Source organism: Acinetobacter sp. LoGeW2-3 (genome assembly GCF_002688565.1).
Taxonomy (GTDB): domain Bacteria; phylum Pseudomonadota; class Gammaproteobacteria; order Pseudomonadales; family Moraxellaceae; genus Acinetobacter.
Genome location: NZ_CP024011.1, coordinates 2,986,293 through 3,010,373, shown reverse-complemented (window position 1 = coordinate 3,010,373; position 24,081 = coordinate 2,986,293). Strand labels below are relative to the sequence as shown.

General features: G+C 42.5%; 22 protein-coding genes. 13 read left to right on the top strand and 9 right to left on the bottom strand.

Annotated features, from left to right (window positions below; genetic code table 11):
* Positions 1-118: 118 nt before the first annotated feature.
* The 3 genes from rapA to BS636_RS14585 all read left to right on the top strand — a co-directional run bounded on the left by rapA (position 119) and on the right by BS636_RS14585 (position 4,369).
* Complete coding sequence (gene rapA, locus BS636_RS14595; protein WP_099339440.1) at positions 119-2,956, top strand: RNA polymerase-associated protein RapA; 2,838 nt, start codon at positions 119-121, stop codon at positions 2,954-2,956.
* 215 nt (positions 2,957-3,171) lie between these two features.
* Positions 3,172-3,438 carry a PAAR domain-containing protein gene (locus BS636_RS14590; RefSeq protein ID WP_099339439.1) on the top strand — a complete coding sequence of 89 codons (267 nt, stop codon included), beginning with the start codon at positions 3,172-3,174 and terminating at the stop codon, positions 3,436-3,438.
* Positions 3,439-3,565: 127 nt separating this feature from the next.
* Positions 3,566-4,369, top strand: coding sequence for an alpha/beta fold hydrolase (locus BS636_RS14585; protein ID WP_099339438.1), 804 nt, complete (start codon positions 3,566-3,568; stop codon positions 4,367-4,369).
* Between the two features lie 57 nt (positions 4,370-4,426).
* Here BS636_RS14585 and fabR read toward each other — a convergent pair whose 3' ends face one another.
* Positions 4,427-5,107 carry an HTH-type transcriptional repressor FabR gene (fabR, locus tag BS636_RS14580; RefSeq protein WP_099339437.1) on the bottom strand — a complete coding sequence of 227 codons (681 nt, stop codon included), beginning with the start codon at positions 5,105-5,107 and terminating at the stop codon, positions 4,427-4,429.
* A 150-nt stretch (positions 5,108-5,257) separates the two neighbouring features.
* Here fabR and BS636_RS14575 point away from each other — a divergent pair, with 150 nt between their 5' ends.
* Entirely contained in the window at positions 5,258-6,325 is a 1,068-nt protein-coding gene (locus BS636_RS14575; protein WP_213064240.1) for a ferredoxin reductase, read from the top strand.
* Between the two features lie 14 nt (positions 6,326-6,339).
* On the top strand, positions 6,340-7,434 hold the full coding sequence (locus BS636_RS14570) for a fatty acid desaturase family protein (protein ID WP_099339436.1): 1,095 nt from the start codon (positions 6,340-6,342) through the stop codon (positions 7,432-7,434).
* A gap of 63 nt (positions 7,435-7,497) precedes the next feature.
* On the opposite strand, the gene BS636_RS14565 is transcribed toward BS636_RS14570, so the two are convergent.
* From BS636_RS14565 to BS636_RS14555, 3 genes are all read right to left on the bottom strand, one after another.
* Positions 7,498-7,707: a hypothetical protein gene (locus BS636_RS14565; RefSeq protein WP_099339435.1), complete on the bottom strand. Its 210-nt coding sequence runs from the start codon at positions 7,705-7,707 to the stop codon at positions 7,498-7,500.
* 361 nt (positions 7,708-8,068) lie between these two features.
* Positions 8,069-8,713, bottom strand: a complete 645-nt coding sequence (locus tag BS636_RS14560; RefSeq protein ID WP_099339434.1) for an HAD family hydrolase — start codon at positions 8,711-8,713, stop codon at positions 8,069-8,071.
* Positions 8,680-9,885, bottom strand: a complete 1,206-nt coding sequence (locus BS636_RS14555; protein ID WP_099339433.1) for a DUF1615 family protein — start codon at positions 9,883-9,885, stop codon at positions 8,680-8,682. The genes BS636_RS14560 and BS636_RS14555 overlap by 34 nt, the downstream gene beginning before the upstream one ends.
* A gap of 81 nt (positions 9,886-9,966) precedes the next feature.
* Here BS636_RS14555 and dusB point away from each other — a divergent pair, with 81 nt between their 5' ends.
* From dusB to BS636_RS14540, 3 genes are all read left to right on the top strand, one after another.
* Positions 9,967-10,992 (top strand): tRNA dihydrouridine synthase DusB, encoded by a 1,026-nt coding sequence (gene dusB, locus BS636_RS14550; protein WP_099339432.1) that lies wholly within the window; start codon positions 9,967-9,969, stop codon positions 10,990-10,992.
* A 243-nt stretch (positions 10,993-11,235) separates the two neighbouring features.
* Positions 11,236-11,892, top strand: a complete 657-nt coding sequence (locus BS636_RS14545) for a hypothetical protein (protein WP_099339431.1) — start codon at positions 11,236-11,238, stop codon at positions 11,890-11,892.
* A gap of 449 nt (positions 11,893-12,341) precedes the next feature.
* Positions 12,342-13,016 (top strand): hypothetical protein, encoded by a 675-nt coding sequence (locus tag BS636_RS14540; protein ID WP_099339430.1) that lies wholly within the window; start codon positions 12,342-12,344, stop codon positions 13,014-13,016.
* 67 nt (positions 13,017-13,083) lie between these two features.
* Here BS636_RS14540 and BS636_RS14535 read toward each other — a convergent pair whose 3' ends face one another.
* On the bottom strand, positions 13,084-14,130 hold the full coding sequence (locus BS636_RS14535; RefSeq protein WP_099339429.1) for an NAD(P)H-dependent flavin oxidoreductase: 1,047 nt from the start codon (positions 14,128-14,130) through the stop codon (positions 13,084-13,086).
* A gap of 205 nt (positions 14,131-14,335) precedes the next feature.
* Here BS636_RS14535 and BS636_RS14530 point away from each other — a divergent pair, with 205 nt between their 5' ends.
* The 3 genes from BS636_RS14530 (at position 14,336) to BS636_RS14520 (ending at position 16,950) form a co-directional block, all read left to right on the top strand.
* Positions 14,336-15,595 (top strand): putative DNA modification/repair radical SAM protein, encoded by a 1,260-nt coding sequence (locus BS636_RS14530; RefSeq protein ID WP_099339428.1) that lies wholly within the window; start codon positions 14,336-14,338, stop codon positions 15,593-15,595.
* Complete coding sequence (locus tag BS636_RS14525; RefSeq protein ID WP_099339427.1) at positions 15,595-16,374, top strand: TIGR03915 family putative DNA repair protein; 780 nt, start codon at positions 15,595-15,597, stop codon at positions 16,372-16,374. Before BS636_RS14530 ends, BS636_RS14525 begins: the two co-directional genes overlap by 1 nt.
* A gap of 66 nt (positions 16,375-16,440) precedes the next feature.
* Positions 16,441-16,950, top strand: a complete 510-nt coding sequence (locus BS636_RS14520) for a hypothetical protein (RefSeq protein ID WP_099339426.1) — start codon at positions 16,441-16,443, stop codon at positions 16,948-16,950.
* A gap of 62 nt (positions 16,951-17,012) precedes the next feature.
* Here the strand turns inward: BS636_RS14520 and BS636_RS14515 are convergent, their stop codons facing one another.
* From BS636_RS14515 to metK, 4 genes are all read right to left on the bottom strand, one after another.
* Positions 17,013-18,224, bottom strand: a complete 1,212-nt coding sequence (locus BS636_RS14515; RefSeq protein ID WP_099339425.1) for a YeeE/YedE family protein — start codon at positions 18,222-18,224, stop codon at positions 17,013-17,015.
* A 124-nt stretch (positions 18,225-18,348) separates the two neighbouring features.
* Positions 18,349-19,047, bottom strand: coding sequence for a VIT1/CCC1 transporter family protein (locus tag BS636_RS14510; protein ID WP_099339424.1), 699 nt, complete (start codon positions 19,045-19,047; stop codon positions 18,349-18,351).
* Positions 19,048-19,196: 149 nt separating this feature from the next.
* The gene (locus BS636_RS14505; RefSeq protein WP_099339423.1) at positions 19,197-19,541 is read right to left on the bottom strand and encodes a hypothetical protein; all 345 of its coding nucleotides are present in this window, start codon (positions 19,539-19,541) and stop codon (positions 19,197-19,199) included.
* A 171-nt stretch (positions 19,542-19,712) separates the two neighbouring features.
* Positions 19,713-20,879 carry a methionine adenosyltransferase gene (gene metK, locus BS636_RS14500; protein ID WP_099339422.1) on the bottom strand — a complete coding sequence of 389 codons (1,167 nt, stop codon included), beginning with the start codon at positions 20,877-20,879 and terminating at the stop codon, positions 19,713-19,715.
* Positions 20,880-21,731: 852 nt separating this feature from the next.
* On the opposite strand from metK, the gene tkt reads away from it, so the two are divergent.
* Positions 21,732-23,720, top strand: coding sequence for a transketolase (gene tkt, locus BS636_RS14495; protein ID WP_099339421.1), 1,989 nt, complete (start codon positions 21,732-21,734; stop codon positions 23,718-23,720).
* 133 nt (positions 23,721-23,853) lie between these two features.
* A complete protein-coding gene (locus tag BS636_RS14490; RefSeq protein ID WP_004786275.1) occupies positions 23,854-24,069 on the top strand; it encodes a hypothetical protein in 216 nt (71 codons plus the stop codon).
* Positions 24,070-24,081: the final 12 nt, after the last annotated feature.

Here is a 24,081-nt window from a genome sequence, read left to right as displayed (position 1 = left end):
TTCATGCCCACTTTCGGTGGGCTTTATGTCAAAATATATTGCTTAAAGGTGTGAAATTTTGCTCAAATGACGAGTTGTATTTGAGCATGATCTTTACAGTCTTGTACTTAAGATAAAGGTGGAAAAATTGCAGCAGTTTGCTATTGGTCAACGTTGGTTATCAGATACTGAAACAGAACTCGGTCTGGGGGTTCTCATTGATGTTGATGAGCGATCGGTCAGCATTTTATTCCCAAAAAGTGATGAAACCCGTGTCTATGCGCGCAGCAATGCACCTTTGTCTCGTATCATTTTCAATGTAAATGATGAGCTGCAAGATCAGGAAGGCAATACCTGGACAGTTGAATCTTTTGAAGATCGCAACGGTGTAGTGCGTTACCAAGTTGTACGTACACTCAATGATGGTACAGAAGAACGTAAAGCACTGAATGAAACCCGTGTTGGTGCGACCATTCAGTTGTCTAAACCATTAGATCGTTTGCTAGCTAGTCAGATTGATTATAAAGAATGGTATGACCTGCGTATTGAAGCCATGCTGATGCAAGCCAATATGCAAAGCAGTCCATTACGTGGTCTGGTCGGCTCACGTGTTGGTCTGATTCCACACCAATTGTATATCGCGCATGAAGTCGGTAAACGTTTTGCACCGCGTGTCTTACTGGCAGATGAAGTGGGGCTGGGTAAAACCATTGAAGCTGGCTTGATCATTCACCAACAGCTGAAAACTGGCCGTTCTGAACGTATCTTGATTCTGGTACCAGATTCATTGCAATATCAGTGGATGATTGAAATGCGTCGTCGTTTCAATCTGGAATTCTCACTGTTTGACTTGACCCGTACTGCATCGATCAAAGAACACGATCCTGATTTAAACCCATTCTTGACTGAGCAACGTATCATTGCTTCTGTCGACTTGATGATTGACCATGAAGATCTGCGTGAGCAGGCGCTTGAAGCGGGCTTTGATCTTCTGGTTGTCGATGAAGCGCATCACTTGATGTGGAGTGAGGAAGAAGGCGGTAATGACCGTTACGATCTGGTTGAAGAATTATCTGAAAAAACACCAGGCGTATTGCTATTAACTGCTACGCCTGAACAGCTGGGTGTGGAATCACACTTTGCGCGTCTGCGTTTGTTGGACCCACAACGTTTCAGTTCACTAGACCGCTTCTTGGATGAAGAAGCGCAATATCAGCAGACTGCAAAAATTGCTGAAGTGTTGATGTCAGACATGCCGCTTGAAGAAGGGCATTTGACAGCGCTTGAAGGTCTGCTGGGTCACCGAATTGAAGATACACCTGAACAGCGTTTCCGTGCGATTCATGAACTCTTAGACCGTCATGGTACGGGTCGTATTCTGTTCCGTAATACCCGTGAAGCAATTCAAGGCTTCCCGGGTCGTGATTGCCAGCCAGCACCATTGCCAGCACCTGAAAACTGGTCTAAAGATGGCAAATTACGTGAACAAATGTGGCCAGAAGAATCACAGCTGGATGGCTCGTGGATGGAAACTGATCCACGTGTCATGTGGTTAATGGAAAAGCTACGTACCGATCTGAAACATAAAAAAGTGTTGCTGATTGCACGTAGTGGTCCGGTAGTTGAAGCGTTAGAAAATGTACTACGTCTGCATGCAGGTATCCGTACTGCCATGTTCCATGAAGGCATGAGCCTGCTGGAACGTGACCAGGCAGCAGCTTATTTTGCTGAAGAGTCTTATGGTGCTCAAATTCTATTGTGTTCAGAAATTGGTTCTGAGGGCCGTAACTTCCAGTTCGCTTCTGACCTGATTCTGTTTGACTTGCCAGCCAACCCGGATGTACTTGAACAACGTATTGGTCGTTTGGACCGTATTGGTCAGGAAAACCGTATTCAGATTCATGTGCCTTATCTGGTGGGTACTGCGCAAGAGCGTATGTTCCGTTGGTATAACGAAGCACTGAATATTTTCAGCAATATTTCGCCAACGGCGCAAACACTTCAAGAAAACTTCATTGTTGAACTGAAAGACTGCCTGCTTGCCGATAAAGGTCAAGCTTTTGAAGATCTATTGGAAGAAGTCACTGTACAACGTCAGGCACTGGAAGCAGAGCTGCAAGAAGGCCGTGACCGTCTGCTCGAGTACAACTCTTGCCGTCCAATGGTCGCTCAAGAAATTGTGACTGCTCTAGAAGACTATGACGATAACACCACATTACCAATGTTCATGAAGCGCTTTATGGCGTCGACGAATATTGATTTTGATGAGCAAAGCAATGGTACGGTAATCATCAAGCCGACTGACCAGATGCAGGTTCAAGGTTTAACCCTTGATGAAGAAGGCATGACAGCCACTTTCTATCGTGACCAAGCACAAATCCGTGAAGATGCTCAATACTTAACGCTTGAACACCCATTTACTGAATCTGTAATGGAAATGATCAATACTCAAGGCTTTGGTAGTACCAACGTAGCGGTATTGAAATCTGCTGCATTGCCACAAGGTTCGGTGTTACTTGAAGTTTGGTTTAAAGTAGATGTGGTTGCACCAAAAGCATTGAACTTACCTTCAAGCTTGCCACAGCAACTGGTTCGTGTATTGCTGAGTGAAAAAGGTCAGGATCTATCGCAAAAAATTGCACCAGAAATCCTGAAACCGTACTTGCATCACCTGGATGGCAACAGCTGCCGTCAGGTTGTAAAAGCACGTCGTGAAGTGATTGAAGCACGCTATCAACAGGCGCTGGAACTGGCTCGCGCTGCTTTGCCACAATTCAAGGAACAAGCGAAGGAAGTCTATGGCAGCAAATGGCAATATGAAATTGACCGCCTGACTTACCTGAAACAGTTCAACCCAAGCATCCGTGAAGATGAAATCTCTCGTCTGCAAAAACTGCAGAAAGAAGGTTTAAGCTTGCTGGATGGTTTGTCTGTAACACCAGAAGCAATCCAAGTCATGGTTGTGGTTAAGCCATAAAATGATTTAAACGGAAAGCAGCCTTTGGGCTGCTTTTTTATTGCTGTTATTTTTCTATCCAGCATTCTGGATCACTATAATTAATAGTTTTCTGATTGACCCGGATTTCATAATATAAGCGTATCTATCTGGAAAGATGAGCAATCGTAAATAGTTGTTGTTAAAAATCATCTTCGGTTAAAATGAAACCAAAATCACAATAAGAAATCAAAATAATGTCTCAAGCATTTATTACTTTAGGCTCGCTAACTTCACATGGTGGTGTGGTTGCTGAAGCGGAAAACTCTGTACTCATTAATGGCATCGCTGTGCATTTGCAGGGCATGAAACATTATTGTCCTAAGTGTAATAGCATGGTGACTGCCATTGCCAAAGATCAATCTACGACTGTTTTGGGTCGTGCCGTGATTGTCGCTGGTGACAAAGCCAGTTGTGGTGCTCAGTTTCTACCTAACCAGCATTTGACGGTTTCGCAAAAATAATTCAGCTGCTTTTATTATTGTTGATAAAGTGACTTCAAGGTCATGCTTATGAAGATTATGCTCTAATTTTTAGTCATGTTTTAAGGTTAAGCTTGCAAACATCATGGATTGAAAACTATATAAACGAATGAAGCCAGCCTTACATTTTACCCACGCCAATGGCATTCCATCAGCGACTTATCGCAAGTTCTTGGACTGCTTTCAGGATGAATATACGGTTAAAAGTATTCCTTTAATCGGCATGAATCCACAATATTCCATTACCAAAGACTGGCGTTATCTGGTCGAGGAAGTGATTGCAGATATTGAACAGCAATTTTCAGGACAGCCTGTGGTTGGATTGGGGCATTCTTTTGGTGGCTTGGTCACTATGATGGTGGCCTATAAAAAGCCAACTTTATTTTCCAAGCTGATCATTATGGATCCGCCTTTTGTAATTGGGAAAAATAGCGCGATTTTCGAAGTGATCAAAAAGCTCAATCTGAAAAGTGTCGATCGCTATACCCCGGCAGGTGTGACCTTAAAGCGCAAAGATCATTGGCCATCGCATGAGAATGCAGTCGCCACTTTAAGAAATAACCGGCTGTTCCAAAGCTTTGATGAGCAGTGTTTTCAGGACTATATCGACAGTGGCATCGTTGAGGATGTAGAGCGCGGCGGAGTGACATTGCGAATTCCGAAATTGGTGGAAGCAGAAATTTTCCGTACTGTACCCGCTTGGTGGTGGCGCACCCCACGTAAAGCGCCACCAGTGCCAATACATCTGATTACTGCTGAGCAGAGTCAGTTCTATAAACAAGGTTTACCACAAGGATTGAAGAAAATTTATCAGATTGATTATTCGGTTCTAGAAGGTGGACATATGTTCCCACTGGAACAGCCAGAAAAAGTAGCTGAGTTTGTCAAAGCCAAGCTGCAAACACTGGGATAACATCCAATAAAAAAGAGGTGACATGCATCTCTTTTATTTGGCCTGAAAAAATTAAGATCAGCGAATCTGTGAGTGATCCAGATGACGCGCACCTTCCAAAATCATACGGATCATGATCATGGTCTGCTCAGCAATTTCCTGACGTTGGTCAGCCGGCATATCAATCACTTTAGCACCCATGTTGAATACCAGCTGGGTAATCGCTTTGGCGGCAATATCTGGATAGAGCAGGCGGCTTTTATTTAATCTTTCCAGACGTTCCAAATCTTCCTGAAGTTCCTGCTGGAAATATTGTAGTTGACGTTCTACCGCCTGTTTATAGGATTGTGAACCGGTATAACCTTCACGGAGCAGTAAACTCAGGTTGCCTTCATCGGCATCCAGCTGAGCGATAAATACTTCTACAGAACTACGGATAATACTGTTCTGTTTCGATGCTTTTAAGCGCGATTCATTCAGGATCTTACGCAGCACCAGACCGGCACGGTCAATCAGTTCAATTGCCAGTTCATCAATATCTTTAAAGTGACGATAAAAGCTATTGGGTGCAATGCCAGCTTCGCGTGCCACTTCGCGCAGGCTTAGAGAAGCAATACTTTTTTGCGGACCAATCAGATTTAGTGCGGCCTGAAACAGCTCTTCTTTGGTAATCGTCGCCTTCCGACCCACGCTACGTACAATGATCGGTTCATCAATGCTTTTTGTTTCGAGTAGGGAAGCGTCACTGCTTATTTTCATTGAAGACTCGTCATGTATGGGGTTATAAGGCATTTCAGCATTATAGCGAAGCGCAGCAAACTTGTGAAATGAATAGAAACAATACAAGTGTATATACAAATATATATACATGTGTATAATAATTCAAAACCCAACGTGATTACTATGAAGATGCAGGCACTCGCAAAACGTAAATCGCCGATCGATTTCTTTAAAGAAAGCGTAATTGATCAGCATGCGATTAATTTCTGGATGCAAAAATTGAACCCACTCTGGTCTCTCAACCAGCCATTGGGCAAGATTGTGCATAAAGAAAATGCTGCCCAAGATATGGTCAGCCTGAAAATTCAGGTCAATCGCCTGTTTAAATTTGGCGAAGCGGGCCAGCATCATCCAGTTTATATTGTGGTAGATGGTATTCGTTACGAGCGTAGTTATAGTCTGACACAGTTAGATTCACAACATGTGTTGCTTACCATCAAGAAAGTTGATGGTGGTAAGGTGAGTAACTGGGCTGCAAATATGGCTCAAGTCGGTGACATTATCGAATTTGGTCTGCCATTCGGTGATATGACTTTAGCAGCTGAAGCGACACCAATGCTGTTGCTGGCTGCGGGTAGCGGTATTACACCTATGCTAAGTCTATTTGAAGCTTTGAGTAAAACTGGCAAGTTGAGTCAACAGCCTGTGCAACTGTTGTACTGGGTGAAGCATTATCAAGATGTAGCATTCAAAGCACGTTTTGAAGAATTGGCTGCACAACATCCAAACTTTAGTTTCCAGATTTTTGCAACTCAGGAACAACCTGCGGCAGAACGTTTAAATCAAAGCCATCTGACTGATCTTCAGAATATGGATCAGGCAACAGTTTATGCTTGCGGTCCATCAGGCTTTGTCGCTCAGGCAGAAACCCTGTTTGCTGATGCCAAAGTATTTAAGTCTGAAGCTTTCAGCATGAGCCTTGGTGATAACACTGAAACAGGCTTTGTGAATGTGACGCTGACGCAATCTAATAAAGTAGTTAGCATTCCAAAAGGCCAGTCAATTCTGGTGAGTTTGGAACAACAAAATATTAAACCGAACCACGGCTGCCGCATGGGCATTTGTAATAAATGTGCCTGCAATAAAGTCGAAGGTTCTACCAAGAATTTAGTCAATGGGGCACAAAATAAAGAACCAGGAAATCTCCTGAAAATTTGTGTGAACTCAGCGCAGACTGACCTTGTCATCGACCTATAAGCGAGTTGATTCCTATGAATATGCCAGTAAAATTTCAATATTTTAAAAATCCAAAAAACCGTGAACTGACACAGGCAGAATTGGACGAACTCGCGCGCGAACTCGATGCGATCAAGCAGGAAGTGCTCGATGACCTAGGCGAGAAAGATGCGAAATACATCCGTCGTGTCTATTCTGCAATTCGTTATTCTTCTATTGCTGGCCGTGCGTTATTGTTTGCCGGCTGGTTCCCACCAGCATGGGTTCTGGGTACAGGCCTGCTTGGTTTTTCCAAAATTATGGAAAACATGGAGCTGGGTCATAATGTCATGCACGGTCAGTACGACTGGATGAATGATACGAAGCTCAATGGCCAGACTTATGAGTGGGACATTGTAGGTACTTCAGATAACTGGCGTCAAACCCATAACTTTAAACATCATACTTATACCAATATTAAAGGTATGGATGATGATATTGGTTATGGCCTGGTTCGTCTGTTCCCGGAACAACGCTGGAAACCATTCTACTTATTACAACCAATTTACAGTATTCCATTCTGCCTATTGTTCCAATGGGGTGTGGCGATTCAAAACTTGGAATTGGGTAAATATTTCAAAGGTCGTAAAACTGCTGAGCAGACCAAAGAAGAATGGAAACCAATGCAGCGCAAAATTACCAAGCAGCTGTTTAAGGACTATGTATTTTTCCCATTGATCGCAGGTCCTGCTGCATTGCCAGTATTTGCGGGTAATATGGTCGCGAATGGCATCCGTAACGTTTGGACGTTTAGTATTATTTTCTGTGGTCACTTCACTAAAGATGTAGAAGTTTTCCCGAAATCAGTCCTGGAAAATGAAAGCCGTGGTCACTGGTATATGCGCCAGATCCGTGGTTCATCAAACCTGACCGGTTCTGAAGCATTCCATATTCTGACTGGTCACTTAAGTCATCAGATTGAACACCATTTATATCCAGATGTTCCAGCGCGTCGTTATCGTCAAATGGGACCAAAAGTACAGGCAGTCTGTGAAAAATATGGTCTAAACTATAACAATGCTAGCCTAGTTAAACAGTATGGCAGCGTATTAAAACGGATTGTGAAATATGCCTTCCCGTTCAAAAAATAAGTTTATGTAAGCTAATAAAAAACCACTTCAATTGAAGTGGTTTTTTATTTTTTAAATATTATTTTATTCTTCTAAATTAGTATGGCTGCGCAAAATTCGAATTAGAGCCACATAGTTTCCTTTTTTTGCCGCAGAAATAACGCGTTCAATTTCTTCTTTAGTCCATTTCTGGCGGCGTGCTGCATAAATAAATTTGGATAATAATACAAATGGATTTTCACCGTATTTGATATATAGATTTCTTATGTATTTGGGAGGAGAGAATTGGTTCATAGGGCAATGCCTCATTATAGATAAATCACTATGCTTAAAATTTATGAGAAATTTATCATATAGAATGGCTGATTTTTTATACTAATAGACTAAAGTTATAAGTATGATATTTAATTTATATAAATATGAAAAATGATGATATAGCTTATTTTATTTAAAAATTTTAAATAATCTACTTAACCTAAGCTTTCTAATTTAATCTTTAAATATATTTTTAATTTATATCTTATAAAAGTGAGGGAGAAGTAATTACTGTATTTTAGATAACATTATATAAATATTAAGTTAAACAGCATAAATATATATTGATAAATTCAGCTTAAAAAAATTATTATCTATAGATTATTAATTCGAGATTTTTTTAAAAAGTTTGTACTTTATCTAATATGGGTAATTCTTTGTCATGACCTACCATATAAGTATCTCCCGCTAGACTCATCATATCGAGATCCTCCTCACTATTCCCATATGCATAAATTGTTTCAAAATCTGCAAGATTAATTACTTCTAAAACCCGTAATTTCTTTTGCATATAGCTACAATCTGGCGTCAGATATTTACCGGTCAATTTTCCATTTTTGATCTCAACTTTGGAACAGATCAGCTCTACATTTAAAGCCTTGGCAATTATTTCCAGATATAGATCAATGGTCGCTGAAACCAATACGACTTTATGTCCTAACTCTTGATGCTTTTGCAGCTGCTCAAATAGAGCTGAGTCAAGATTCTCTAAAACCTTATTCGCGTATTGCAATGCTAAAGGCTGAATTAACTCTACATCACAGTCTTTAAACATAGCTGAATAAAGCTTCGGGCGCATGCGATGGGCAGGATAGAGCCTCAGATAATAAGCAGTAATCCAATGCAGTACTTTATAGCCACGCCAAATGATATGCCGTTTCTTCAGGACATAAAACATAAACCCTGTAAAGCTGTCATGCGGATACAGGGTTCCATCGAAGTCGAATAGGGCTAGAGCTTGAGGTTTTTGATCTTGCGCATGCATGTTTGATAACGACCATCTACACGGCTGGCAAACCAGTTGGTATTGTAATCACGGCTCAGTTTCGGACCAGAAATCACCACTTCCGGCATGATGGCATAGAAAGGTTCTTTGCCCGTTTGTTCCTGATAGAGTTTTGCCACACCACGATAGGTCATAGTGTCTTCAAAATCCTTCTCTTTTTCTTTTTTCAGGTCAGAACGGATCTGGCGTTCAGTAATGATGAAATTATGTTTGGCAAAGACATTGATCAACTCACGTTCAGACTGACTTTTCTGAGAGCGGACACTGCCATCTTTGCTATACAGCAATAAATCGCCATCCAGATCCAGTTCAGCTGCAGTTAGATCATTGAGCATGCTTTGGAACGCCGCATTACGGCTAGAATATTTGCCTGAGTTATAGTCGGCAAAACGATAAATCGGTTTGTCATAATCCGCAGGATACATCATCAGGCGGTGAATACCGTAATATAACCCACCATATTGGCTATACAAGTCAGTACGAAGTTCTGCAATATTGCCACTTTGACGCTTATGCTCTTTGGCGTAACTGATATGTACCTGCATTGAGCCTAGAGTGGTAATTGGATTAAGCTTTTCCCCAATATTCTGGCCAAACAGTTTGGCAGCACCCGTCAATGCACTGACATGATACTGTTTAGCCATGTAGTCGAATATTTCACGATACAGTTCATCTAGTTCACGTTCAGTTTTCACCTTACGCATCTGGCTAAGATAGTTATTATCTGGTGTTGGATGATTCTTGAGTACATCCTGGAAATATCCAGCAACTGTTCCACCGATACTTTCGCCCAGTTTTTCGGTAAATTTCTCTTCTAGACGATCCTGAACTTCCTTAACCGCTTTTTCACCTAAACCCGGTACAGCCGGATCAGCATGGAAATTAGATTCCTGATCGACTACTGCGACAATGGTACAAACATTCTGTTTAGTCTGTGGAATACCGAGTTGTTCGGTGATGTCATAGATGTCTTTGGCCCATGAATCGCGGTTGCTGACACGTGATGGAATGGCTTTGCGAATCTGATCAGCTTCCATGGTCGGCTCATCCGAAGACCACCAGGAACCATTGCCACAGCCAGTAAGACTTAAGGATAAGGCAAGGACAGACCACGATTTAACAGTAAAAATTCGGTGAAGTGTGTTGTTCATGTTGTCTAAATCAGATTCCAGCAGATGAGCGATCAAGGCAGATGCAGTATACTATGCTCATCAACAAAGTGATGAATTTATATGTATATTGGTCCGTATCAGCTATCAAATAATTTGATTGTTGCTCCCATGGCAGGCGTAACAGACCGTCCGTTCCGTACACTATGCAAGTATTTTGGTGCGGGTCATGCTGTCAGTGAAATGATGACGTCAGACAAGACCTTGCGCATGAGCAAGAAAAGTCTGTACCGTGCGAACTTCGATGGTGAGCTGGCACCGATCTCGGCGCAAATTGCCGGTTCAGACCCGCATGATCTGGCAGAAGCGGCGCGTTATCAAGTCGCAAATGGTGCACAAATTGTTGATATTAATATGGGTTGTCCAGCCAAAAAGGTCTGTAACAAGCTGGCTGGCTCTGCATTACTGAAAGATGAAGATCTGGTTGCACGTATTCTGGATGCTGTGGTGGCAGCAGTCGATGTTCCCGTGACTTTAAAAACCCGTTTGGGCTATTTAAATGGTCATGAAAATATAATGCGTGTGGCTAAAAGGGCAGAAGAAGCGGGCATTGCCGCATTGGCTTTGCATGGTCGTACCCGTGAAGATATGTATCTAAACACGGCACGATATTCACTGATTAAAGATGTGAAATCGATGTTGAATATTCCCGTGATTGCGAACGGAGATATCGACAGTCCGGAAAAGGCCAAATATGTGCTGGATTATACTGGCGCAGATGCGGTGATGATTGGTCGTGCTGCGCAAGGGCGTCCTTGGATTTTCCGTGAAATCGCACATTATTTAAAGACGGGCGAAAAGCTGGCTGCACCAAGTATTGCTGAAGTCAAAGAAGTGCTATTAGGTCACTTGGCTGAACTATATGAGTTTTATGGTGAATATTCGGGTTGCCGAATTTCGCGTAAACATATTGCCTGGTATACCAAGGGGCTGCGTTCAAGTAATGAGTTTCGCCAGAATATGTATAAGGTAGAAAGTACTGCGGATCAGTACAAGGTGGTAGAAGACTATTTTAATAACCTGCTTGAACATGGTCAGATCATGAGTGATGTGCAGGTTGAACAGGTGAATCTGCTGGAAACAACCTGATTTTCTCTATTTCCTGAAATACAATCCTCAAGGTACTGTTGTATAAACAGTACCTTTTTTATATCTGTGTTATGCAATACAGCAAGGCTGTTACATGAAAGAAATACCTGTACAGAGTTGAGTATTAACTTCACTGAAACCGGACAGGACTTGGACAGTATTAACCTGAACTTTCTCTATGATAAATGACATACACAAGATGAAATTTCAATTTTGTCTAAATAAAATCAAGGGAGAATCAGAATGACAAATACCAACCGTCCATTTTCAGATATTAATCCACCTCCTCAAAACGATCTGGTTGATGACAATAATGCGATAAAACATGAAGAAGTTGTGAAAATGGATCCATCAATCGCAGAGGGTTCCGATCCTAATTTAAATTCAGCAGAATCGACAAGACCACTTGATCCACATGAGAAAGAAGCTGAAGCTGGAGATCAGGCACTAGCAACCGGTGCCGGAAGTGTTGGTGGAGCGGCCCTTGGAGCAACACTGGGTATGGTAGGTGGACCAGGGGGCTCATTAGTTGGAGGAATCGTGGGAGGAGTACTTGGCGGAATTGCAGGAAAGGATATTTCAACGCCAGACCATCCAGAGCACGGTATTGAAAACACAGGTCTATTCGCTGATCATGATCATTACTGGCGTGAACAGTATCAGAGCAGACCTTATTATAGTGAAAGCCGAAATGTGCACGGTGATTTGGACTATGATCGCGACTATCGCGGTGCTTACCAACTCGGTTATGAAAACCGTGAACACTATAATGGAAAAGCATTTGATGAGGCTGAACCTGATTTACGCAGTAAATGGGAGCAATTCAAAGGTGAATCCCGCTTAACTTGGGAACAGGCTAAATATGCAGTCAAAGATGCTTGGGATCGAACTACTCGCTAAACTATATCTTTAGAAAAAACCTCTCTATTCAGAGAGGTTTTTTTATTTTTTAAAATAGTTTTTTTAGTCAATATCTGATTTTAAGCATTCGATTAAATTGCAGAGATTAAGTTTGCATTCAAACCTTCATAGATATAACCGAAATGCCTAACAGCCATTATTTAATAAGCAGGTGATTTGTATATTTCAGAGGATTATTATTGAATTAAAAATAGGGTTTTCTAAAAAAGCAAAATTATATAGCAATAGAAAATTTACTTTTTTGATATTTATTCATGCAATTTAGACACGATGGTTACATGAGTAGCTTACAGGTACATAGCGCAGTATATCTTCACTGAAACCGGACAGGACTTGGACAGTGTTAACCTGAATTTTCTCTATGATAAAAAGCCATACGCAAGATGAAATTTCCATTTTGTTTTAAAAAAGATCAAGGGAGATTTAGAATGACAAATACCAATCGACCAGTTTCAGATATTAATCCAGCTTCACATCGTGATTTGTCCCAGGAACGGACCGATGTATTAAAAACTGAGGAAGAATTAAGGACTATTCCGACAACTTCAGGTAGCGCGCGACAAGATTTAAATTTACCAGATACTGAAAGCCATCGTGTACCTGACATGAATGAAGCGGGTGATCATCCCGTGGCTACTAGTGCTGGTACGTTGGGTGGCGCAGCTGCAGGTGCGGCGATTGGTGCAGTCGGTGGTCCAGCAGGTGCGGTCATCGGTGGTCTTGTTGGGGGGGTAGTTGGCGGTCTGGCTGGAAATGAAGTCGCAGAATCAGCACGACCAACGGTAGATACACCAGAAGGTATCGCACTTTCAGGATCAGAGAATTTACAGGATGACGATGATCAATACTGGCGGGAACAGCATCATCAAACTCCTTATTATACTGAAAGCCGGAATGTCTATGGTGATCTAGACTATGATCGTGACTACCGTGGTGCATATCGTCTTGGTTATGAAAATCGCGCACACTATAACGGTAAAGAATTTAATGAAGCTGAACCTGACTTACGTACCAAATGGGAACAGGTGAAAGGTGACTCGCGTCTAAACTGGGAAGAAGCTAAATTTGCAGTAAAAGATGCATGGCATCGTGCCACTCGTTAAATTCTAGCCCAATAAAAAACCTCTCACTATCGAGAGGTTTTTTTATTTCTATGAGAAGGCAGACTACTTATTCTCGGTGTTTAATTTCTAAAATCAGCTGGTTAACCAGATCGGAAGCTTCCATTTCACGGGTTTGTGCGGCATTTGAGCCGGCCCAAAACGCACCATAGCCATGATCACCATGTTGAACAGCTGCGGCATGTAATTGCTTGGCTAGATCATAAGTATAAGGATAGGCTGGGACATCCAGACGATCTGGTGTGTCGATATCGGTATGCCAGTGATTAATGATGCCGCGTGCAGGGCGACCAGAAATACTTGCAGTCACCTGAGTCAGTGGTTTGGATAGTAATGCTTTACGATAAGCTTCGTTGGCATTAGAGGTTTTGCATTGTACAAATGCAGTTCCCAATTGAACTGCTTCAGCACCGAACTCCAGCATTTGTCTTGCCTGATAACCATCCATAATGCCACCCGCAGCTACAATTGGCAGGGAACAGTATTGCTTGATCAGCTTAATCAAGTTTGAAGTTTTGACAGAGGCATCGAACTTGGTACTGAAAATCCCACGATGACCACCAGCTTCAATACCTTGCGCAATCACGATATCAATACCAGCAGCTTCGATGGCACGTGCTTCAGCTAGATTAGTCGCAGATACCATGGTCACAATACCAGCATCTTTTAATGCCTGAACCTGATGCGGATGTGGAATACCAAAGTGAAAACTCACTGCTTTAGGACGGGTTTCCAGAACCAGATTGAGGAAATCGTCATTATCCCTAAAGCTTGGGTAAATGCATTTCAATGTTTTTGGGGGTTTTACACCATACTGGGCAAATTTATCCTTAAACTGATCAATCCAGGCTTGTGCCACAGTGTCATCTAAATCTTCAGATTTATGGCAGAAGAAATTGACCTGAAAAGGCTGATCGGTCAGCTCTTGAGTTTTAAGAATCTGCTCACGCGCAGACTGAACGCTACTTGCACCTAATCCTAATGAGCCTAAGGCACACTGATTAGACACCTCAGCGGCCAGCTCAGGTGTGGAGACCCCGGCCATGGGCGCTAACAGAATTGGGTGTTTAATGCCTAATTTTTCCAATAAAGACATGGCTTTGCTCCTTGTTATCACCTTACTTTGCCTTCGCCTTGCAAATTAAGCAAATCATATTGGTTATTTTATTTTGAAATATTCGACGATCGTTACATTCGGATTACATTTGCTACGACATTGATTGTCGCTACATAGACCAATCGCATAGTGAGGGAAAGACTGCGGTTTTATAATACTGTTTTAGTTAAATTTAGCTGAACTCATGTCTGATCGTATACGTGAAAAATTACAGATTCTCGCTGATGCCGCCAAATATGATGTATCTTGTTCATCCAGCGGTAGCAATCGTAAAAATAAAGATAAAGGCGTAGGTAATACCGGCAATGGGATCTGTCATAGCTATACCGAAGATGGGCGTTGCGTTTCTTTGCTAAAAATCCTGTTTTCCAATGTCTGTATTTTTGACTGCTCATATTGCGTTTCGCGCCGTTCCAATGATGTGAAACGCGCCGCTTTTACCGTGCAGGAAGTGGTCGATCTGACCATGAATTTCTATCGCCGTAATTATATCGAAGGACTGTTCCTGAGTTCGGGGATCTTCAAGTCGGCCGATTACACCATGGAACGTATGCTACAGGTGGTGAAGAAACTGCGTTTGGAAGAAAACTTTAATGGTTATATTCATCTCAAGACGATTCCTGGCGCTTCACAGGAAATCATTACCGAAGCAGGTCTGTATGTGGACCGAATGAGTATCAATCTGGAAATGCCAACAGAAGATGGGTTGCGAAAATTTGCGCCAGAGAAAACGCACGCCGAAGTGCAGAAAGACTTAGGCATTGTGCGTGACCGCCTGATCCAGATTAAAGATGAAAGTAAAATCATTAAAGCTGTACCGAAATTCGTGCCAGCAGGGCAGACCACGCAAATGGTCGTTGGCGCACATAGCGAAACGGATCGCGATGTCATTCTGATGGCAGATCGGCATTACAAAGAATTTAAGTTAAAACGCGTGTATTTTTCCGGTTATATCCCGATTAATGATGAGGAAAAAGCACTGCCAGCCGTGGGTTCAGCACCGCCATTGCTACGTGAAAATCGGCTGTATCAGAGCGACTGGTTAATGCGTTTTTATGGTTTTAATGCAGAAGAAATTGTCGATGACCAGCATCCAAATCTGGAGCTAGATATTGATCCGAAGCTGAGCTGGGCATTGCGTCATCCGGAAGCCTTTCCGGTAGATATCAACCGTGCCGAATATAAGACGATTTTGCGGGTTCCAGGGATTGGCGTGCGTTCAGCCAAGAAAATTGTTCAGGCGCGCCGTTTTGGTCAGATCCATATCGATCAACTGAAACGTATGAGTGTGGCGTATAACCGCGCGCAGCATTTTATCCGTTGTGCCGATACGCCGAAATTTAAAAAAGAACAGCAATCCCAACAGATTCGACAGCAAATTTTACAGTCAGGTTATTCCAAATATCAGCAGCAATTATCACCTCAGCTAGGATTAGGTTTCTAATGGCCTGTTACTGTTTTGACGGCACCATGACAGGCTTATTAAGCTGTATCTTCCGTGCTTTTGAATTTCGTGAGTTTGAGGTCAGAATTACCGCCAACCCACATGCGCAAACTGGACTGTTTGATGATTTTATTCATGTGGCATCGAATGAGGCGCATGGTCAACGGGTCTGGCAGGGCTTAAAGCAAAAAGTGGGTTCGAGCAGCTTAAGGGCTTTTTACTATACATTTCTGTCTGAGCAGGAACAGGCTTTTCAGGTCTTGTTTGATTTTGCTGTGTATGTCTTTCAGAGTCAGCGTCCCGTAGATCAGGACTATGGTCATGCTGCGGTATTAGGCATGTCGCAATGGGCAAAACAGGTGGGACGTGAAAAGCATCGTATGGAAGCCTTTGTCCGTTTTAAAAAGTGTCAGGATGGCTTATTTCTGAGTCTGGTCAAACCGGATTTTAATGTGCTGCCGATTATCACTAAACATTTCAAGGAACGTTATCAGGATCAGACTTGGCTAATTTATGATGAACAGCGCAAATATGGGATTTACTATGATTTGCAGGATGTACATCAGGTCGAAATGAATGCTGAGCAGATTGATCCGCAAGCTCGGCTTGGACATAGTCAATCTTTCAGTATTGAGCTGGATGAGGACGAATTACTCTATGACCAGCTCTGGAAAGACTATTTTAATAGCGTCAATATTCAGGCGCGTAAGAATATGAAGTTGCATATTCAATATGTACCCAAACGCTATTGGCGCTATATGAACGAAAAAGCACTTTGAAACACATGCCTCAGGATTTTCAGGCATAATCAGGACGCTATTGTTTTTTGATTGAGTGATGTGTTTATGAAGGTATGGCTGAGTACATTGGTGCTAGGCTTGACGTTGACTGCATGTACGCAAGAACCTCAAAAGGTTGAGGTAGATCCTGCTCAATATCAGGTTCAAACCGCTCAGGAATTACAGCAACGCTTTGATACGCTCAATCAAAAACTGGCAACTGACTTTAGCCAGCTTAAGAAAGTCGAAAGCATTGCTTTTGCACATCAATTTCCGTTGGATGTAAATAATTTAAGAACCCTGAATCAGCATCTGGTGGCAAGCACAGCACTTAAGTCTAGTAAGGTGGCTTATTGCGACATGATGAATGGCTATTTTGCCGAGATGTACCGATTGGGGCATTATAATCTTAATTTGGTCAATGATGTTCAACTGCCGAATGCAGAAAAAGAAGATCTTAAAGCCAATTTTTCAAGTGCTGATCAGTTCTATACCTTTATTCTGGATCGCTATACCAGCTATCGTCAGGTTCAACAAACCATGGGCTATGGCTGTAATCTAAAAGCTGCATTATAAATTGATTAGGGGTATTTAGTGCATAAAAAGCCCATTCAATGATGGGCTTTTTATTAGGAAGATTAACAACCCGTTAGTTTTTCTAGTTGTGGTTTTTCACCTGGGAAAAAGATTGGACGTAGTTTTACGCCCAGACCATTACCCAAGAAGGCAAATACCAGCCATAACCAGCCATGCACACTGCCTGAAGCAATACCACTGAAATAAGCGCCAATATTACAGCCATAAGCCAGCCGTGCGCCGTAGCCCAGCATTAGGCCACCAAGGACCGCTGCCAATAATGAACGTTTTGGAATATTGAAATTTGGTGCAAATTTACCTGCCAGACTGGCAGCGAGAAGCGCACCGAGCATGATGCCAAAGTTCATCATCGAAGTAATATCGAACCAGAGCGATTCAGACAGCGCTTTGGCATTTGCTGGTTGTTGCCAATAGGCCCAAGATGCAACATCTACACCCACAAAACTTGCTGACTTGGCTGCCCAAACGGCAAGGGCAGAAGTAACGCCCCATGGACGGCCGGCCAAGGCTAAGGTTGCAAAGTTAAGCAGGGTTAAAATGATTCCACCCCAGATTAATGGCCATGGACCACGTAAAAAGCGTTTCCAGCCCTGATGTTGGCTTTGTGGTTCAACCTCCAGACTGCCATGACGTTTCTTTTCAAAAAACACCGTTGCTGCCGCAATCGCTGCAAAGACCAGAAAACTTAAGAATAGGGCAGGAACGACCCCAAGGCTGTCTACAATCGAGATCGGAGCAAGATGTGGCAGATTAAACCACCAGTCAATATGAGAAGTCGCAAGCAGGGAGCCGGTACAGAAGAAGAACAGAGTCACCAGCATTCGCGCACTACCACCACCGACGGTATAGAGCGTACCAGAGGCACAGCCACCACCAAGCTGCATCCCAATCCCGAAAATAAAGGCACCAATCACGACAGACAGTGAAACTGGACTGACCAGACCTTTAACTGGATTACCAAAAAGTTCGCCGGCACCCAAAGCAGGAAAGAACAGCAATACTGCTAGACTGAGCATGATCATTTGGGCACGGAGGCCACGACCGCGACGTTCCTTGATAAATACACGCCAGCTGGAAGTGAAACCAAAAGAGGCATGATACAAGGTCATGCCCAAGGCACCACCGGTGAGGAATAAAAGGGCTTGATTCAGCCCTACGATTTGATAGGCACCGATCGTACCTATAATGAGTAAAATAAAGGATACCCAAACCGATATATTCGATCGATTTGAGGATGCAGCAATGACTGACATGGGAGAAATAGAATATCAAAAAATAAAGTGTTCTATTCTAGCGCTCAGTTTTTTTGATGCGACTCATAAACCTCAATTTTTCATTCTAATATCTGATTCTTTATATTAGTTTAACTTATGAAAATTACATCGGATTAACGTGAAACAGTGAGCCAATCCAGTAAGAGAATACCATTGCTGCAATCCCCCAAAGGGTGATGCGTGAAGCGCCACGCAATTTTGATGTTCCAGAAAAATAGCTGGAAATTGCACCTAAAAATGCCAGTGAAAGCACACCTACTATCATCACCGTCATTGAGATGAGATGCTCCGGGCTGAGCAAAATCGAAAACATTGGAAATAGTGCACCCAGAGAAAAGGCGAGTGCGGATGATCCGGCAGCCTGCAAAGGCTTAGCAGCTGTATTGGCATGAATACCAATCTCATCCCGGGCATGTGCTCCCAAAGCATCATTGGCGGTCAGCTGCACTGCAACTTCATGTGCCAGTTCAGGTGACAGGCCGCGCATAATATAGATTTGGGTTAATTCTCTGAGTTCTGCTTCAGGATTACGCTTTAATTCACGTTTTTCAATATTCAGGTCAGAGTTTTCAATATCGACTTGTGATTTAACGGAAATATATTCACCGGCAGCCATGGAACTGGCGCCGGAAATCAGGCCCGCCACACAGGCGATCAATAAGGTTTGACTGGAAGCACCGCTGGCGGCCATGCCAGTAATCAAACTGGTCACCGAGATGATGCCATCATTAGCACCTAAAACAGCAGCGCGTAACCAGCCCGCCCGGCTCATATAATGTTTTTCAGAATGATGAGAATACATAAAGTTTTTCTAAAGCATTGTTTTAGCTCAAACATGCACGTAAACCTTATAAATATCAAGCACGAAAAGATAAGCCAAAAAATAAAAAAGCCTGAAAATGCAGGCTTTTAAATTCACTTTATTCCCAAAAAGAATCAAGTTATGCAGAATTAGTTTTCAGCTTTTTCACGGACTTTACCAGCACCTTCTTCTACAGAACCAGCGACAGTCGCAGTGGCATCTTTGGCTGCTTCTTTAGCACGTCGAGCAGCGGCTTCTGCACTTGCGGCTGCACCTTCGGTTGCTTCAGCTGTATTGGCTGCAGCATTGTCCATCGCATTTTCAGTAGAAACTGCAGCATCATGACTCGCATCTTCCATGTCATGACCAGCTTGTTCTGCAGCATTTTCTAGGTGTTCACCCGTAGTTGCCCCGGTTTCAGGTTGTTTCTCTTTGCTACAGCCCACGAGTGCTACAGTTGTCGCCAATCCTAAAGCAATAAGAAGTTTATTCATTGTGTTATTTCCTTTTGTTGTCATAGATCATTGATATCAAAATAGTATCGGAATCACGTGCTTCAGAATGCTAAAAAATGTGGCGTTCGTGTAAAAGTTGTCAACCATTTTATAAATGATTGAAAACAAAAAAAGCCTGCTCGGAGACAGGCTTTTTTTGAATCAGAAAAATTACAGACCAGCAGAAGCGCGTAATGCTTCAACCTTGTCGGTTTTTTCCCAAGTGAATGCAGTATCAGAACCTTGACGGCCAAAGTGACCATAAGCAGCAGTTTGCTTATACATTGGCTGGATCAGGTTCAACATACGGGTAATACCGTAAGGACGCAGGTCGAAGTGTTCACGAACCAATTGCACGATCAATTCGTCAGATACTTTACCGGTATTAAAGGTATTGATTGAAATTGAAGTTGGCTCAGCAACACCAATGGCATAAGACACCTGAATTTCACATTTGTCAGCAAGGCCAGCAGCAACGATGTTTTTTGCTACATAACGGCCTGCATATGCAGCTGAACGGTCAACTTTTGATGGATCTTTACCAGAGAATGCACCACCACCGTGACGCGCCATACCACCGTAAGTATCTACAATGATTTTACGGCCAGTCAGACCACAGTCACCTACAGGACCGCCGATCACAAACATACCCGTTGGGTTGATGTGGAATTTAGTGTCTGCATGGAACATTTCAGCAGGAATGATTTTCTTCACGATTTCTTCAATCACAGCTTCTTTCAGATTCGCTTGTGAAATTTCTGGATCGTGTTGCGTAGAAAGTACCACTGCATCTAAACGTACAGGCATGCCATTTTCATAAGCGAAAGTCACTTGGCTCTTCGCATCTGGACGTAACCATGGTAATGCACCATTACGACGTAATTCAGCTTGTTTTTCCATTAAGCGATGTGCATAAGAAATTGGCGCAGGCATTAATACGTCAGTTTCACGGCTGGCATAACCAAACATCAAGCCTTGGTCACCGGCACCTTGATCTTCAGGTTTTTGACGGTCTACACCCTGAGCAATTTCAGGAGACTGTTTACCGATCATGTTGATCACGGCACAAGTTGAACCATCAAAGCCAAGGTCAGAATGGTGATAACCGATGCCATTTACGGTTTGACGCACAATTGCTTCAAAGTCGACATTGGCAGTTGTTGTGATTTCACCGGCAAGTACAACAGCACCCGTTTTTACAAGCGTTTCACAAGCAACCCGCGCATATGGGTCTTCTTTTAAGATTGCATCCAAGATAGCATCACTGATTTGGTCAGCCATTTTATCTGGATGGCCTTCGCTTACAGATTCCGAGGTAAATACAGCGTACTCGCGCATAGTCCTATCACAGTTAATTTTAAAGACCCGATATGTTACATCGTGTTGCGTCGAAGGACTAGGTTTGAACGGTAAAATTGACTGAAATTGTTCCAATTTAATTTGTTTTTATTTGAATATTGGTATTTGAAAAACTGATATACCGCACTTATCAGCGGCTTTTGCTTATGTTTTGCTCAAGAAAGATCTGGCAGATTTTTTTGGTCATTTTTTGTAGCAATCGTTCTCAGCCCTGATCTTAAGCATTAACCCTTTAAAGAAGCGGCATTCTTAATTTTTAAAAATGAGATTTGCTATCAATTGATAGATCGATAGAAGTGAGTTTTTAAACTCAGTTAATTATTCTAAAGTCTATTCATCTTAAAACGCATGTAAAATGTGTAGACCAATTATCTCCGTGCTCTAATTAAAAAATCAGTCTTCATTGCTACTATATGCAAATAAATTTACCTAAGATAAAGGCGAATAACGGGTAGGGTAAAAGATATAAATGGCAGCATTCTCTAGCCCATTTTATGATCCTGCTGATAAGCGAAATAATTTGAATCAATAAAAGTCATATATACATATTTCCTTGACTCAAACTTTTAAAATGACGATGAAAATCTAATGAATGAAATTTGCCATTAAACCTTATGAAAAATAGGGTTTTTATTCTAATAAAAATTCAGTATTGACCAGCATTAGTGCCTAATAATGTAGATTAAATGTACATTGATCCATCTCAGCAACAATAAAGTGATAAATATTGTAGGCTGGTCTTTACCCCTCGCTGTTTTTTTAAGACAATATGCAACAGTTTTGAAAGTCTTTTCATCATTTTCTATTTTTGAATTATTTGGACACTGATTTATGACAACCCCGCTTAATGAACGTCGTGTTGCAAACGCAATTCGTGTATTGGCAATGGATGCTGTGCAAAAAGCAAACTCAGGACATCCAGGTGCTCCAATGGGGATGGCAGACATCGCTGATGTGGTTTGGCGTGAATTTTTAAGCCATAACCCGACTAACCCGAATTGGGCAAACCGCGACCGCTTTGTATTGTCTAACGGTCACGGCTCCATGCTGCAATATGCGCTTCTTCATTTAACGGGCTATGATCTTTCAATCGAAGATTTGAAATCATTCCGTCAGCTTCATTCTAAAACTCCAGGTCACCCGGAATTAGGCTATGCACCTGGTATTGAAACAACCACTGGTCCATTAGGTCAGGGTATTGCTAATGCTGTAGGTTTTGCACTGGCTGAAAAAACTTTAGCTGCGCAATTCAACAAAGACGACATTAAAGTTGTAGATCACTACACTTACTGCTTCCTGGGCGATGGCTGCTTGATGGAAGGTGTTTCTCACGAAGCATGTTCATTGGCTGGTACTTTGGGTCTAGGCAAGCTGATCGCTTACTATGATGACAATGGCATCTCAATTGATGGTGAGGTTGAAGGCTGGTTCTCTGATGATACAGAGCAACGCTTCAAGTCTTATGGCTGGCAAGTGATTAAAGTTGACGGTCATGATGCTGATGCAATCCGTCAAGCAACTGTTGAAGCGAAAGCTGAAGCGAACAAACCAACCATCATCATGTGTAAAACAGTGATTGGTTTAGGTTCACCAAACAAACAGGGTAAAGAAGACTGTCACGGTGCACCTTTAGGTAATGACGAAATCGTATTGACTCGTGAAGCTTTAGGCTGGTCAGACGAAGCATTTGTTATTCCTGCTGATGTATATGCAGCGTGGGATGCAAAAGAAAAAGGTTCACAAGCTGAAGCAGCTTGGAATGAAACTTTTGCCGCTTATGCAGCAAAATACCCAACTGAAGCAGCTGAATTAAAACGCCGTCTTTCTGGTGAGCTTCCAGCTGACTTCGTTGCAAAAGCTGATGCTTACATCGCTGAAGTAAATGCGAAAGCAGAAACAATTGCGACACGTAAAGCAAGTCAAAATGCTTTACAAGCACTTGTACCTTCTTTACCAGAAGTACTTGGCGGTTCTGCTGACCTTGCAGGCTCTAACCTGACTTTATGGAAAGGTGCACAAGGCGTACAGGACAATCCAGCGGGTAACTACGTACACTATGGCGTACGTGAGTTTGGTATGACTGCGATCGCAAATGGTGTAGCGCTACACGGCGGTTTCATTCCTTACGTAGCAACATTCCTGATGTTTATGGAATATGCACGTAATGCAGTACGTATGTCAGCATTGATGAAACAACGCGTGATTCACGTTTATACGCATGACTCAATCGGTCTGGGTGAAGATGGTCCTACACACCAGCCAATCGAACAAATCGCATCTTTACGTGGTACGCCGAACCTGAATACATGGCGCCCATGTGATACAGTTGAAGCGGCAATTTCATGGAAATCTGCTTTAACGCGTGCTGAAGGTCCAACTGCGTTGATCTTCTCTCGTCAAAACTTGCCATTCCAAACACGTACTCAAGCACAAATTGAGAACGCTGCGAAAGGTGGTTATGTATTGGCTGAAGAAAAAGGCGAATTGAAAGCAATCATCATCGCAACTGGTTCAGAAGTATCTTTGGCAATGGAAGCATATGCACAGCTTGAAGGCGTGCGTGTGGTATCTATGCCATGTGCTGAAGAATTCATGAAGCAAGATGTTGCTTATCGCGAGTCAGTTCTTCCTACAGCGATTCGTGCACGTGTAGCGGTTGAAGCTGCACATGTGGATTACTGGTGGAAATTTGTAGGTCTAGACGGTCGTGTGATCGGTATGACTACTTACGGTGAATCTGCACCTGCAAAAGACCTGTTCAAACACTTCGGTATTACTACTGAAGCTGTTGTCGCAGCTGTAAAAGAGATTACTGATTAATCAACTGATTAAACAGCTTTTAAGGGACGCCCCAGTTTTGGGGCGTCTTTTGTTTTTCCGCTTTTTGGCATTGTTTTCATGTGGCAACTGCTAAAAAGTTCTCCCATAGTCGAAATGAAAGAGTGAGATGAACATGAGCTTGTATGAACAAATTAGCGATGAAATTACTTTAATGGATGCAGGCGAACAGAAATGGATCGGGCAGGATCTGCCACTTGAAGCAATGGTTGCTGTTGAACTATTACTTCAGGAAATGGCTGAAGAAAAAATCATTAAAGTACGTCGCAAAAACCATGAAAAGCATTCTGGATTAAAGCAGGTTGACCGTATTTTGGTTGAAAAGCTTTAAGTAAGATTGAAG